The sequence below is a fragment of the Luteibacter sp. ME-Dv--P-043b genome (assembly GCF_030209605.1).
Taxonomy (GTDB): Bacteria; Pseudomonadota; Gammaproteobacteria; order Xanthomonadales; family Rhodanobacteraceae; genus Luteibacter.
On record NZ_JARVRT010000008.1, the window covers coordinates 45,037 to 59,438 of the forward strand.

Annotated in this window: 11 protein-coding genes and 1 pseudogene; 2 read left to right on the forward strand and 10 right to left on the reverse strand. The window is 67.6% G+C overall.

Annotated elements, in window-relative coordinates:
• Window positions 1-30: 30 nt before the first annotated feature.
• Window positions 31-630 carry a short chain dehydrogenase gene (locus QRN34_RS05215; protein WP_285402639.1) on the forward strand — a complete coding sequence of 200 codons (600 nt, stop codon included), beginning with the start codon at window positions 31-33 and terminating at the stop codon, window positions 628-630.
• Between the two features lie 13 nt (window positions 631-643).
• Here the strand turns inward: QRN34_RS05215 and ilvN are convergent, their stop codons facing one another.
• The 9 genes and pseudogenes from ilvN to QRN34_RS05260 form a co-directional block, all read right to left on the reverse strand.
• Entirely contained in the window at window positions 644-1,123 is a 480-nt protein-coding gene (gene ilvN, locus QRN34_RS05220; RefSeq protein ID WP_285402641.1) for an acetolactate synthase small subunit, read from the reverse strand.
• A gap of 2 nt (window positions 1,124-1,125) precedes the next feature.
• Window positions 1,126-2,919: a biosynthetic-type acetolactate synthase large subunit gene (ilvB, locus tag QRN34_RS05225; RefSeq protein ID WP_285403069.1), complete on the reverse strand. Its 1,794-nt coding sequence runs from the start codon at window positions 2,917-2,919 to the stop codon at window positions 1,126-1,128.
• Window positions 2,920-3,296: 377 nt separating this feature from the next.
• A complete protein-coding gene (gene ilvC, locus QRN34_RS05230; protein ID WP_345782893.1) occupies window positions 3,297-4,352 on the reverse strand; it encodes a ketol-acid reductoisomerase in 1,056 nt (351 codons plus the stop codon).
• Window positions 4,352-6,088 (reverse strand): dihydroxy-acid dehydratase, encoded by a 1,737-nt coding sequence (ilvD, locus tag QRN34_RS05235; protein WP_285403071.1) that lies wholly within the window; start codon window positions 6,086-6,088, stop codon window positions 4,352-4,354. Before ilvD ends, ilvC begins: the two co-directional genes overlap by 1 nt.
• 26 nt (window positions 6,089-6,114) lie before the next feature.
• Window positions 6,115-7,179, reverse strand: coding sequence for a 3-isopropylmalate dehydrogenase (gene leuB, locus QRN34_RS05240; protein WP_285402645.1), 1,065 nt, complete (start codon window positions 7,177-7,179; stop codon window positions 6,115-6,117).
• Entirely contained in the window at window positions 7,176-7,772 is a 597-nt protein-coding gene (gene leuD / locus QRN34_RS05245; RefSeq protein WP_285402647.1) for a 3-isopropylmalate dehydratase small subunit, read from the reverse strand. Before leuD ends, leuB begins: the two co-directional genes overlap by 4 nt.
• The gene (gene leuC, locus QRN34_RS05250) at window positions 7,769-9,184 is read right to left on the reverse strand and encodes a 3-isopropylmalate dehydratase large subunit (RefSeq protein ID WP_285402649.1); all 1,416 of its coding nucleotides are present in this window, start codon (window positions 9,182-9,184) and stop codon (window positions 7,769-7,771) included. Before leuC ends, leuD begins: the two co-directional genes overlap by 4 nt.
• Window positions 9,181-10,128 (reverse strand): branched-chain amino acid transaminase, encoded by a 948-nt coding sequence (locus tag QRN34_RS05255; protein ID WP_285402651.1) that lies wholly within the window; start codon window positions 10,126-10,128, stop codon window positions 9,181-9,183. The genes leuC and QRN34_RS05255 overlap by 4 nt, the downstream gene beginning before the upstream one ends.
• A gap of 66 nt (window positions 10,129-10,194) precedes the next feature.
• Window positions 10,195-11,373, reverse strand: a pseudogene (locus QRN34_RS05260) (2-isopropylmalate synthase); the annotation flags it as partial.
• A gap of 526 nt (window positions 11,374-11,899) precedes the next feature.
• On the opposite strand from QRN34_RS05260, the gene QRN34_RS05265 reads away from it, so the two are divergent.
• Window positions 11,900-12,772 carry a hypothetical protein gene (locus QRN34_RS05265; RefSeq protein ID WP_285402653.1) on the forward strand — a complete coding sequence of 291 codons (873 nt, stop codon included), beginning with the start codon at window positions 11,900-11,902 and terminating at the stop codon, window positions 12,770-12,772.
• Between the two features lie 342 nt (window positions 12,773-13,114).
• Here the strand turns inward: QRN34_RS05265 and thrC are convergent, their stop codons facing one another.
• The gene (gene thrC, locus QRN34_RS05270) at window positions 13,115-14,401 is read right to left on the reverse strand and encodes a threonine synthase (protein ID WP_285402655.1); all 1,287 of its coding nucleotides are present in this window, start codon (window positions 14,399-14,401) and stop codon (window positions 13,115-13,117) included.
• Window position 14,402: the final 1 nt, after the last annotated feature.

Sequence of the window (14,402 nt, forward strand, 5' to 3'; positions counted from 1 at the left end):
GCGCGGTCTGCAACCTCCAAGGAGCAAACCATGAAGATCCTCATCGTCGGTGCCGGCGGCACCCTGGGCCGGGCCGTCGCGGCGGAGCTGGGCGCCCGCCACGATATCGTGACGGCCGGCCGCACCAGCGGCGACCTGCGCGTGGACCTGCGCGACGGCGCGAGCGTGGAGGCGATGTACCGCGAAGCCGGCCCACTCGACGCGGTGGTCTGCGCGGCCGGAAAGGTGCCTTTCGCACCGCTCGACGAACTGACCGAGGCGAAGTACCTCGAAGGTCTGAATGACAAGCTGCTGGGCCAGGTGCGCCTGGTCCGCTCCGGAGTCGCCTCGCTCGGCGACGGCGGGTCGTTCACGCTCATCACCGGCATCCTGACCGAGCAACCGATCCTCGCCGGTGCCTGCGCCAGCATGGTCAACGGCGCGGTGGAAGGCTACGTGCGCGGCGCGGCGATCGAACTGCCCCGCGGTATCCGGATCAACGCGGTGAGCCCGAGCGTGCTGACGGAAGCCATGGAAGCGTACGGCCCCTTCTTCCGTGGCTTCGAGCCGGTCAGCGCCGCCAGTGCCGCACGTGCGTTTTCGCGTTCGGTGGAAGGTCGCGAGACGGGGCGGGTTTACAAGGTCTGGTAGTGCCGATGGCGTGTCAAGCCAGCGCCACCGGCCGCTCCAGCGCCGCGATGCCGCTGCGTGCGTGGTCGACGATCTCGCCGGCCTGGCGCAGGGCATCGAGGAACACGTCCACTTCCTCGGCGCGGCCGGTGTATTCCACCACCGACTGCCCCGCCGCACGCTGCAGCAGGCGCCCGCCAAATCGGGCCAGGCAGAGGTCGGTGGCGGCATCGTCTGCCTCGACGCGCGCCACCAGCAGCTCCCGTTCCACATAGTCGCGTCGGGTCAGTTCAGCAATCTCGAGCACGTCGATCAGCTTGGCCGATTGCTTGATGATCTGCTCGATCACCTCGTCGTCGCCGAAGATCACCAGGGTGAGTCGCGAGGCATCCACGTCGTGCGTGGCGGCAACGGTGAGCGATTCGATGTTGTAACCACGCGACGCGAACAGCCCGGCCACGCGCGCCAGGGCGCCGGCTTCGTTCTGCAGCAGCATGGAGATCAGGTGGCGCATGGTCAGAACATTCCTGTGGGTTCGGCGGTGGTGCTCGTCGGTGCCGTACGGCTGGCGATCCAGTCGCCGGTGATCATCTCGGCATAGGTGGCTCCTGGGCCGACCATCGGGTAGACACCCGCATCCGCATCGATCACCACCTCGAGGAAGGCTGGGCCGTCGAAAGCCAGGAAATCGGCAATCGTCGCCTCGATGGCGGCGGGATCGTCGAGGCGCTGCGCCCATTCGAAACCGTCGGCCTGGGCGGCGCGTACGAAATCCTTCTTGTGCAGGCTCTTGTCCGACGCGGAGAAGCGACCCTTGAAGAACAGTTTCTGCCACTGGCGCACCATGCCATCGCCGCTGTTGTTCAGCACCACCACCTTCACCGGCAGGCCATACGTGGTGACGGTTTCCATCTCGCCGATGTTCATGCGGATGCTGGCATCGCCGTCGATGTCGATCACGGTGAGATCGCGTCGTGCGAACTGGGCGCCGATGGCGGCGGGCAGGCCGAAGCCCATCGTGCCCATGGAGCCGGAGGTCAGCCAGCGGCGCGGCTCGCGGAAATCGAAATACTGCGCGGCCCACATCTGGTGTTGTCCCACGCCGGTGCTGATGATCGCGCGGCCATCGGTGATGCGGTTGATCGCCTGGATGACCGCACACGGCTGGATGCTGTCGCTGTCGCGGCAGAAGTCCATGGCGTGGGTGGTCTTCAGTGCCGCCACATGGGCGTGCCAGTCGGTGAGGTCCGGCGTGAAGCCAATGCGTTTGCCGTAATCCAACAAGCGTTGCAGTGATGCATTCATCGTACCGACGTGGTGCCAGTCCACGGCTTTCACCTTGCCGATCTCGGCCGGGTCGATGTCGATCTGCGCGATGGTGCGTGCACTCGGCGCGAAGCGGGCCGGCACGCCGACCACGCGGTCGTCGAAGCGTGCGCCCAACGCGAAGACGAAGTCGCTGTCGTCCATCGCGTAGTTGGCGTATGCGGTGCCGTGCATGCCGAGCATGTGCAGGGCCATGGGGTCGGTGGTGTCGAAGCCGCCGATGCCCATGAGCGTAGTGACCACGGGCATGCCGAAGGCATGCGCGAACTCGCGGAGCACCGCCGAGGCGCTGGCGGCGACGACACCGCCACCGGCGTAGATCAAGGGACGCTTCGCGCGGGCCAGGCGATCGAAGAAGGCGGCGCAGTGGGCGTCGTCGATGGTCGCGGACTCCACGGCATGCAGGCGCGACCGGTAACCGCGCACAGCCAGTTCGCGGCTGCCCTCGAATGTCAGTGGTGCGTTCTGGACATCCTTGGGGATATCGACCACCACGGGGCCGGGGCGGCCGCTGCGGGCGATGTGGAACGCCGTGCGAAGTGTGGCCTCCAGTGTGGAGGGGTCGGTCACGAGAAACACGTGTTTGGCGCAGGCACCCATGATGGTGCTGATGGGGGCTTCCTGGAAGGCATCGGTGCCGATGGCCGCGGTGGGTACCTGGCCGCAGACGACCACGACGGGAACGGAATCGGCCATGCAGTCACGCACGGGCGTCACCGCGTTGGTGGCGCCGGGACCGGAAGTCACCAGCGCGACACCGACACGGCCAGAGGCCCTTGCGTAGCCGGCGGCCATGAAACACGCACCCTGCTCGTTGGCGGGAACGATCAGCGGCATCGGTTCGTTGCCGTCGTCGCGGGTATGCAGCGCGTTGTAGCGGAACACGGCGTCGTAAACGGGAAGGATGGCGCCGCCGGAGTAACCGAAGAGTACGTCGAGACCCTCGTCGGCAAGTACCTGCACGACGATATCGGCGCCGGTCATGGTCTGGCCGGCCAGCGGGTGGTTCGAGGTGACGCGGCGCGGTGCGCCGACGGTATCCAGTTGCGCGTTCACGGTGTCGGAGATTCCTTTAATGAGGTGATGGTAGGAGCGCACGTCGTGCGCGAACCCCGTAGGAGCGCACGCTGTGCGCGAACCCTCAGGCTTGCCTGTGGCGAATGAAGCCATGCACGGCATCCTTGGGAGCGTTTTTAGACTCCCCTACAGCCAACCGCCGCTCCGTAAGATCGGACAGCCGGCCCGGTGCAAGCGCCATGCATCCTTCGCCGAGTACCGTCTGAGGGTTCGCGCACATCGTGCGCTCCTACATGTGGGGGAAAGGGATCGTGTGGAGGAAAGGGATCATGTGGGGATAGGGATCATTCGGCGGCCTTGGCCGGCTGCGGCTGGTTGGCCTGCAGCCAGGGCATGCGGGCACGCAGCTGCGCGCCGACCTTCTCGATCGGGTGGTCCAGGTCGCGCTGCTTGAACGCCTTGTAGTTGGGCAGGCCGGCCTGATATTCGGCCGTCCACTCGCGGGCGAACGTGCCGTCCTGGATATCCTTAAGCACCTCCTTCATGCGCTGCTTGGTGCTGTCGTCGATCACGCGCGGGCCGCGGGTGTAGTCGCCGTACTGCGCGGTCTCGGAAACGAATTCGAGCATGCGGGCGATGCCGCCCTCGTAGAACAGGTCGACGATCAGCTTCAGTTCGTGCATCACCTCGTAGTAGGCGATCTCCGGCCGGTAACCCGCCTCGGTCAGCGTTTCGAAGCCCTTGAGCACCAGCTCGGAGGCGCCGCCACACAGCACGGCCTGCTCACCGAACAGGTCGGTCTCGGTCTCTTCCTTGAAGTCGGTTTCGATCAGCATGGCGCGCGCACCACCGATACCGGCGGCGTAGGCCGTGGCACGTTCCGTGGCATGGCCGGTGGCATCCTGGTGCACGGCGTACAGGCAAGGCACGCCGCGGCCGATTTCGTATTCGCGACGGACCAGCGCGCCGGGGCCCTTGGGCGCGACCAGCACCACATCGATGTCCTTGCGCGGCTGGATCTGACCGAAGTGGATGTTGAAGCCGTGGGCGAACAGCAGCGCCGCGCCGGGTTTCATGTTGGCCTCGATCGCGTCCTTGTAGATGCCCGGCTGGGTCATGTCCGGGGTGAGCACGGCGACCAGGTCGGCGTCGCGCACGGCCTCGGCGGGCTCGGCGACAGCAAAGCCATCGGTATACGCACGGTTCCACGACGGGCCACCCGGACGCAGGCCGACCACGACGTCGAGGCCGGAGTCCTTCAGGTTGAGCGCGTGCGCACGGCCCTGGCTACCGTAGCCGAGCACGGCGATACGGGCATTCTGCAGCGGGGCGGTGGTGGCTTGCTTGTCGGTCACGGGGTGTCTCCAGGTGGATGTTCGGAAAAAGAAGGAAAGGTGGATCAGTTGCCAATCAGTTCCTGCGTGCAGTCCGCTTCGGCGAATTCACGGCGCGCGGGTTCGGCGGCGGCCGTGGCGGGCGCATCGTCGAAGGCCTGCGTCACGGCGCCTTCGGCGGCGGAGCCGACCAGGCGCGCGTATTTGGCGAGCACGCCGCGCACGACCTTCGGCGGTCCCGGTCGCCACGTGGCACGGCGGGAGGCCAGGTCCGCGTCGGTACGCAGTTCGCGACTGGCGGCGTCGATGAAGATGGCATCGCCCTCGCGGATCAGGCCGATGGGGCCGCCGCGTGCGGCTTCGGGCGCGATGTGACCGACCATGAAGCCGTGGGTGGCGCCGCTGAAGCGGCCGTCGGTGATCAGCGCCACGTCGTTACCCAGGCCGCGGCCGATCAGTGCGGCGGTGACCGCGAGCATCTCCCGCATGCCCGGGCCGCCGGCCGGACCTTCGTTGCGGATGACCATGACATCGCCGGCGCGGATACGGCCTGCCTTGACGGCTGCGAAAGCGTCTTCCTCGCTTTCGAAGACACGTGCCGGGCCGGCGTGGCTGGTGCGACCGTGGCCGGCCAGCTTGAGGATGCAGCCCTCCGGCGACAGGTTGCCGTAGAGGATGCTGTAACCGCCGCGCGGTTTGAACGGCGCATCGACCGGGCGCACCACCTGCTGTCCTTCCGTCGCCGCGGGCGCTGCGTCCAATTCGGTGAACAGGCTGCGTCCGGTGACGGTGGGCGTATCGACCAGCATGCCGCCCTTGCGCAGTTCGCGGGCGACGATGGTGGTGCCGCCGGCCGCGGTGAGTTCCACCGCACTGAACCGGCCGCCGGGCATGAGGTCGGCGATCACCGGGGTGTGCACCGAGGCGGGCTCGAAGTCCTCGATGGACAGCGGCACGCGCGCTTCGTTGGCCATGGCCAGCAGGTGCAGCACGGCATTGGTGGAGCCCGCCGTGCCGGCAACCATGCGCGCGGCGTTGTCGAAGGCGGCGCGGGTCATGATGTCGCGCGGCTTGCGGTCGGCTTCCAGGCACGCCATGGCCAGTTCGCCGCAACGGAACGCGGCGTCGCGCTTGGCCGGGTGCGTCGCCGGAATGTCGTTCAGTCCCACCGGGGACAGCCCGAGCGTGGTCAGCACCATCGCCATCGTGTTGGCGGTGTACTGGCCACCGCACGCACCGGCACCGGGACAGGCGTGGCGTTCCACGTCATCCAGTTCCGCGTCGTCGATCTTGCCCGCGCCGTGCGCGCCCACCGCCTCGAACACCTGCTGCACGGTGATCGGGCAGCCGTTGTGCGTGCCGTGGTCGATGCTGCCGCCGTACAGCGCCACGCCGGGTATGTTGAGCCGCGCCAGGGCCATGGCCGCGGCGGGGATCGTCTTGTCGCAGCCGCACAGCACCACCATGGCATCCAGGCAATGGCCGTCCACCGCCAACTCGATGGAGTCGGTGATGATCTCGCGGCTGACCAGCGACGAGCGCATGCCGCTCGTGCCCATGGCGATGCCGTCCGTGACCGCGATGGTGTTGAACTCCACCGGCGTGCCGCCCGCCGCGCGCACGCCGTCCGCAGCCGCCTCGGCGAGGTCGCGCAGGTTGAGGTTGCACGGAGAGACGTTGGACCAGCTGTGCACGATGGCCACCATCGGCCGTGCGATGGCCTCGTCGTCCAGGCCGGTGGCGCGCAGCATGGCACGCGCCGGGGCCCGGTCCGGACCGGTCTTTATCGCGTCGCTGCGCAGCGTGCGGATGGGGATCTTCTTGGTGTTCACAGGGCCTCCGCTTCGGTATGACAGGCATCCAGGACAGCGCGGGTTACGTCGTGCGTGCTTGCGCTGCCGCCCAGGTCGCGGGTGAGGTTGGCGTGCTCGAGCACGTGGTCCACCGCGGCTTCCACCACGGCGGCCTCGGCAGGCAGGCCGAGCGAGTGGCGCAACAGCATCGCGGTGGAGAGGATGGTGCCCAGGGGATTGGCCAGCGACTGCCCGGCGATGTCGGGCGCGGAACCGTGGATCGGCTCATAGACGCCGGCGCCCGGGCCACCCAGCGACGCCGACGGTGACAGGCCCAGCGAGCCGGCCAGCACCGAGGCCTCGTCGGTCAGGATGTCGCCGAACATGTTCTCGGTCACGATCACGTCGTAGTCGGCGGGTCGGGTCAGCAGGTGCATGGCCATCGAATCCACCAGCTGGTGTTCCAGCGCCACGTCGGGGTAATCGGCGGCCACGCGGGTGGTCACCGAACGCCACAGCCGCGAGGTTTCCAGCACGTTGGCCTTGTCCACCGAGGTGACCTTGCGACGCCGGGTGCGGGCCAGCTCGAATGCATGGCGCACCACGCGTTCGATCTCCACCACGCTGTAGCGGCATTCGTCCGTGGCGTCCGTCTCGCTGCGCGTCTTCGCACCGAAATAGATGCCGCCGGTGAGTTCGCGGATGAACACCAGGTCCACGCCCTTGGTGCGCTCCGGTTTCAGGGGCGACAGTGCGGCGGTGCGCGGATGCAGCTTCAGCGGACGCACGTTGGCGAACACACCCAGCAGCTTGCGCATGGCCAGCAGGCCCTGTTCCGGGCGCACGGCCGCGTTCGGATCCGACCACTTCGGGCCGCCCACGGCGCCCAGCAGGATGGCGTCGGCGGCGAGCAGTGCCTCGCGCGTGGCGGGCGGCAGCGGATCGCCGAAGCGATCGATCGCATCGCCGCCGATGGCATGCTCGGTAAAGGTGAATGCATGGCCGAAACGATCGGCGATGGCGGTCAGCACGGCCACGCCGGCGGCGGCCACTTCCGGGCCGATGCCGTCGCCCGGCAGTACGACGATGGACGCCTTCATGCGGCTTTCTCCCGGTGGGTTTCGAAGGTGGCGATATCCGCCTCGTGCTGCAGAAGGAAGCCCATCTGGTCGACGCCGTTGAGCAGGCAGTGACGCGAGAAGGCGTCCAGGTCGAAACGGGTGATGCCGCCGTCGGGCAGCGCGATGGTGCCCTCGGCGATATCGATCCGCAGTTCGACGCCGGGGTTGTCCAGCAGCCAGCGGTGCTCGGCGGCGCCGACGACGATGGCCAGCAGGCCGTTCTTCAGCGAGTTGCCACGGAAGATGTCCGCGATCTCGCTGGAGATCACCGCCTGGATGCCGTAGTCCAGCAGCGCCCAGGGGGCGTGCTCGCGCGACGAGCCGCAGCCGAAGTTGTGACCGGCGACCAGGATCGCGCAGCCACGTGCTTCCGGCTGGTTCAGGGGGAACGCCGGGTCGTCGCTGCCGTCGGCGGCGTAACGCCAGTCCTGGAAGCAGTGCTTGCCCAGTCCAGTGCGTTCGGTCGTGGTGAGGAATCGCGCCGGAATGATCCGGTCCGTATCGATGTTTTCGTTGCGCAACACCGCCGTGCGCGAATGCACGTAGGCGAGCGGTCGGCTGGTCTGGCTCATGCGGCAACTTCCTGGGTCATGTAATCGCGGGGATCGGCCACATGGCCGGCGATGGCGGAGGCGGCCGCGACCAGGGGGCTGGCGAGGACAGTGCGGGCGCCCTTGCCCTGGCGTCCCTCGAAGTTACGGTTGCTGGTGGCGACGACGAGCTGGCCCGGCTGGGCGAGGTCGCCGTTCATGGCGATGCACATCGAGCAGCCGGATTCGCGCCACTCGGCGCCGGCGGCACGGAACACCTCGTCCAGGCCCTCGCGCTCGGCATCCCGACGTACCTGCTCGGAACCGGGCACCACCAGCATGCGCACGCCTTCCGCGACCTTGCGACCGCGCAGCAGTCCCGCTGCCGCGCGCAGGTCGGACAGGCGACCGTTGGTGCAGCTGCCCACGAACACCACGTCGACCTTCTCGCCCCACATCGGCTTGCCGGCGGTGACCTGCATGTAGTCGAGCGCGCGCTGTTCCATCGCATCCGCGGCGGCGGGAACATTGCCGTGGATCGGCACCACCATGCCCGGGTGCGTACCGTAAGTGACCGACGGCTGGATCGCCGAGGCGTCGATACGCACTTCGCGATCGTAGGTGGCGCCTTCGTCGGTGGGCAGGTCGCGCCACGCGGCAACCGCGCGGTCCCAGGCGTCGCCCTTCGGCACGCGCTCGCGGTCCTTCAGCCAGGCGAACGTGGTCTCGTCAGGGGCGATCAGGCCGGCGCGCGCGCCGGCCTCGATCGACATGTTGCACACCGTCATGCGCTCTTCCATCGACAGAGCGCGGATCGCCTCGCCGGTGTACTCCAGCACGTAGCCGGTGCCGCCGCCGATGCCGATCGTGCCGATCACGTGCAGGATCAGGTCCTTCGCGGTGACGCCGCGCTGCAGGGCGCCGTCCACACGGATGGCGAACGACTTCGGCTTGCGCTGCAGCAAGCACTGCGTAGCCAGCACATGGCCCACCTCGGTGGTACCGATGCCGAAGGCCAGCGCGCCGAAGGCACCATGCGTGGCGGTGTGGCTGTCGCCGCAGACGATGGTCATGCCCGGCTGGGTCGCCCCCACCTCGGGCCCCGCCACGTGGACGATGCCGCGCTGGGGACTGTCCCAGCCCATCAGGTCGATACCGAACTCGCGTACGTTGGACTCCAGCTTCGCGACCTGCGCTTCGGCCTCCTTGGTGTAGTAAGGACGTTTGCCGTCGGCATCGGCCGGCAGCGTCGGCGTGGAATGGTCCAGCGTGGCCAGCGTGCGATCGGGGCGACGCACCTTCAGCCCGCGCGAGCGCAGTTCGTCGAAGGCCTGCGGCGAGGTCACCTCGTGCACCAGGTGCAGGTCGATGTAGAGCACGCCGGGCGTGCTGGCCGTCTCGGCTTTTACCTGATGGCTGTCCCACAGCTTGTCGAACAGGGTGCGGGCGCTCATGCGGCGACCCTCCCGTGCTCGGTTTCGGTCACGGCCGACAACCAGCCCCAGCGATCGTCGGTGCGGCCGTCGAACAGGCCGAAGAAATCGGCCTGCAACTGGCGGGTGACCGGACCGGGATGGCCGCTGCCGACCGGTTTGCGATCGACGGAGCGCACGGCGGTGATTTCCGCGGCGGTGCCGGTCATGAACACTTCGTCGGCAAAGTAGAGCATCTCGCGTGGCAGCGACTGCTCGACCACGTCGAATCCGCGCTCGCGGGCCAGCGTCAGGACGGAATCGCGGGTGATGCCGCACAGGATGGAGGACGCCGCCGGCGGCGTGTAGATCACGCCCTTGCGCACGATGAACAGGTTTTCCCCGGCGCCTTCGCTCAGCAAGCCGTCCGTGCCCAGGGCGATGCCTTCGGCGAAGCCGCCGTTGATCGCCTCGCGCGCGATCAGCTGGCTGTTGAGGTAATTGCCACCGGCTTTCGCGCCACTGGGGTAGGTGTTCGGCGCGGCCCGGTTCCACGAGGAAACACAGACGTCCACGCCTTTTTCCAGTGCGTCGGTGCCATGGTAGGCACCCCAGGGCAGCGCGATGATCGAGACGTCCACCTTGGTATCCAGCGACGGCGCCAGGCTGAAGGTGAAGCCGCTACGGAACACGATGGGACGCACGTAGGCCGATTCCAGCCCATTGGCGGTAATGACCTCGCGACAGGCCTGATTGATGGTGGCGGCATCGTAGGGAACGATCAGGTCGTACACGCGTGCCGAGTGGAACAGGCGCTCGGTGTGTTCTTCCAGGCGGAAGTAGCGTGGACCCTCTGGCGTGGCATACACACGGATACCTTCGAACACCGAGGAGCCGTAATGCAGTGCGTGGGCACCGACGTGCACCGTGGCGTCCTGCCAGGATGCGATACGGCCGTTGTGCCAGAGATGTTTCGGGGCTTCCATGGGTCCTCCTCAGGACTCGACCGCGACACACGCGGCCTGGGTGGGGGTGGGTGCGGGGGGAGTGGTCATCAGGGTGGTGAGGTCGTCGTTGGTCACGGAGCGCTGGCGATCCGCCAGCACCTTGAACCGGTCGAAGACGGCATCGAGCGTCGCTTCGTCCATGCGGTAATCCAGCTCTTCCAGGCGCTGGCGCAGCGCATGGCGGCCGGAGTGCTTGCCCAGCACCAGCGACGTCTTCGCGCCGACATCCTGCGGCCGCATGATTTCGTAGGTGCCGCGGTGCCGGATCATGCCGTGCTGGTGGATGCCCGATTCATGCGCGAAGGCGTTGTCGCCGACGATGGCCTTGTTGCGGGGAACTGCCTGGCCGGTGACTTCGGCCAGCAGCCGCGAGGTGGGATAGAAGTGACGGGTGACAATGCCGGTGTCGACCTGGAACAGCGGCCGGCGCGTGTGCAGTGCCATCACGATCTCTTCCATGGCCGCGTTGCCTGCGCGCTCGCCGATGCCGTTGATGGTGCATTCCACCTGCCGGGCACCCGCGGCGACGGCGGCCAGCGAGTTGGCGACGGCCAGGCCGAGGTCGTCGTGGCAGTGCGTCGAAAACACCACTTTGTCTGCGTTTCTCACGTTCTGGCGCAGGTAGGTGAACATCCGGGTGATTTCGTCCGGCGTCACATAGCCCACGGTGTCCGGTGCGTTGAGGATGGTGGCGCCTGCCTCGGCAGCCACCGAAAAGATCTCTGCCAGGTATTCCGGTTCGGTGCGCAAGGCATCCTCGGCTGAGAACTCCACCTCGTGGGCCATCGCCTTCGCCCGATGAATCGCCGCGGCGGCGATATCGATCACCTCCTGCTTGCTCTTGCCCAGCTTGTATTCGCGGTGCAGCGGGCTGGTCGACAGGAACAGGTGGATGCGGCCATGGTTCGCGCCTTCCAGGGCACGGCCCGCGCTGTCGATATCGCCCGCCTGGCATCGTGCCAGCGCGGCCACGGTGGTTGCCTTCAGTGCGCGGGCGATCTCGGCCACGGCGGCGAAATCGTCGGGCGAGGCCTGGGGGAAACCGGCCTCGACGATGTCCACGCCAAGCTCTTCCAGGGCATGCGCCATGCGCAGCTTCGCGCGCCGATCCATCGAGAAGCCGGGGGCTTGCTCGCCGTCGCGCAGGGTGGTGTCGAAGATGCGCACGCGGTCGCCTACGTCGCTCTCGACGGTGTCGTTGCTGCCCTGGGTTGCTGGATTCATGTCTGGCTCCGCTCGTGGAAGAGGCGGGTCGGGGGCAATAAAAAACCCCGCATCCGTTGCCGGGTGCGGGGTTCTTCAGGAGTCTTCAGGTTGTTTTGCTTAGTTCACCTGGACACTTGCCCTCAGCCCGCACCTCCGCAGGTAATAAGTACAAGGCTAAGGAGAAGGAGGCCGCCACCGAGACGCAGCTTGCCGTCTACCGCCGGGAGGCGGGACAGGTCAAAGCGGCCATGGGTGGTGCGCTGCGTCATGCGATCGAACGTATGCCAGTTCGGATCGCCCTGTCAACACTTTCGGATGAAACATTCTTGCGCGGATGTTTGGACGGCTAGACGCCCGTGGCTGTGGTCCGTTGCGTCCGAGCCCGTGGGACTGCGGCCTGAGACGAAGTGGTATGCCCTCGAAAATGAGAAAAACGGACAACTTTTCGGAGTGTGACGGGCATCGCATGGTCCGCATTGACCGTGCGGATTTCCGCCTACCAGAATGGCCACGTTCCTACGATGTCTCCCCAAAGGATGATTCCATGACCAAGCAACGGACGGTCGGAGCGCGCAGCATGGCGCGGCTCACGGCATGCACTTTCCTCGCGATCTCTCCCCTGGCCCAGGCGGACGACGCACCGCCGCCTTTCGCCGAGTACCGCGCCGCAGGCCAGTATTACCGCGACCCGGCCGAAGCCTCGATGCGCGCCATGTGGCAGGACTGCGACAACAGCGGCTACCTGCAATGCCAGTTGCTGGTGGTTCGTACCACCGACTCGGGCTACGACTACATCTACCAGTACCTGCACGATCGTCCCGGGGGCGACGCCGAGTGGATGCGCTTCGAAGACGGTGGCCCCGGCGTGTACTCCTGCCCGGCGGGCTTTTCCCTCTACCAGATCGCGTTCGGCATGCCGCTGGGCCCTTACGCCAACCGCAGCATCGATCTGGGTGGTCCATTTCCCGTGTATTGCCAGGCGGGCGGGTATCCGTCCGCCCGCGCTCCCCGGCTGGCCATCGTCGACACCTTCGACAAGGGCGAACTGGCCGTGCGCGAGGTGACCGAGGGCGAGCAAACGGTCCGTTGGACCGTCACCCCGGAAGCGGACGGCCGGCATGTGCGGGCGACGTCCACCCTCGGTACGTCCAGTTTCGTGGTCAGCGACGACCGGGTGGTCATACTCGACGATGCGGTGACGCTGGTCTACGCCGCGGACGGCACGCTCCAGGCGGCGCGTGGAGCCGATGGCACCTCGATCGATCGCCAGGGCCGTTACGACCCCGAGGGGCGACTGGATTCGCTTCTTCGTCGCGCGACCCAGACCCTGCCGGCGTCGTCGTCCACCGGCGCACTGGGCGCCGTGACCCGTGCAGGCGAATCGATCAGGGCGCTGCTGGACGACCCCGCACCCTGACACGTACGGGTGGGCGGATATCTACGGTGCGGATCCGTACGGGTGACGGATCCGCACGGTAAGGGCGTAGGAGCGCACGCACGTGCGCGAACCCTCACCACGGCAAAGGCGATCGATGCCGTCCCCCCCCAACCATGCGAGCGTTTCCGTGCGTCCGAAAAGCGCACGCCGGATGCACGGAAGCGCTCGCATGGTCTGGCGGGTGGCTTCATTCGCCTCAGTGTAAGGCTGAGGGTTCGCGCACGTGCGTGCGCTCCTACCCTCGGTGCCGCGGTGCCGCGGTGCCGCGGTGTCGCGGGGCCGCGGTGCCTCGCCGCGCCTGGGTTATGGGTGTGCCCTGCGTTACCCGTGCGCCCATTGGCGCAGCCAGTCGGCGAACAGGCGGCTGTCTGCAACCAGCGGGTCGGCGTGGGCTTCCCGCGCCAGCATGGCGTCCAGGGCCTCGGGCACGGCGACGAGACGACCGATCAGGGGTTCGACCACGCTCTCGAATTTGGCGGGGTGCGCGGTGGCGGCCAAGGTCCATGCGCGACCATCGCCCGCCAGGCGCAGGCGTTCGAACACGCGCATGGCGGTGGCCGTGTGCGGACAGAACACCTCGCCGTCGTTGGCGGCATGCCGGCGGATCACGTCGCGGATCTGGGCATCATCGACGCCCTCGGCATGGCCCTGGACCCGCGCCGCGTCTTCGCCGCCGAACAGGTGGGTCAGGCGCTCGAAGTTGCTGGGCGCGCCCACGTCCATGGCATTGGCGATGGTCGGCACGGCATCGCGCGGACGATACGGCTGGCCGCCGAAGAAGGCCGGCAGGGTGTCGTTGGCGTTGCAGGCGAACACCACATCGCCCAGGGGCAGCCCGATCCGGCGAGCCCACAACGCGGCCACGGCGTTGCCGAGGTTGCCGGTGGGCACGATGGTGTTCATCGGTTCGTCCGCATGGATGGCCGCATGGCCGAAGTACGCCATCTGCGGCAGTAACCGGCCCAGGCTGATGCTGTTGGCGGAGGACATCGGCACGTCTGCCTGCAGGGCAGGATCGCCCAGCGCGGCTTTCACCAGTCGCTGGCAATCGTCGAAACTGCCTTCGACACGCAGCGCGCGCACGTTGCCGCCGAAGCTGCCCAGCTGATGGGCCTGGCGCGGCGAGACGCGGTTGTCCGGATAGAGGATGGCGACGCGCACGCCCGGCAGGTTGTGGAATGCGGCACCCACGGCCGCGCCGGTATCGCCCGACGTGGCGACCAGGATGGTCAGGGGGCTGTCGCCCTCGCGACGCAGGCGACTGAGGCAGGCGGCAAGGAACCGTGCGCCGAAATCCTTGAAGGCGGCAGTCGGTCCATGGAACAGCTCCAGCACGTGTGCGCCGTCGATCGGCAACGCCCGGCGTGGCGCAGGAGAGGCGAAGGCATCGGCGCAAATGGCGGGTAGCGCTGCTTCCAGCGGATCGCCCGCGAAGAACGGTCGCAGCATCCACGACGCGGTATCGGCCAGCGTGCCCCCGCGAGGTGGCGGCGACACCGTGGGCATGGCTTCCGGGACGTACAGTCCGCCATCCGGTGCGATGCCTGCCGCGATCGCATCGCTTAGGCTGACGGGCGCGGCACCGCCGCGCGTGCTGACGTAGCGCATG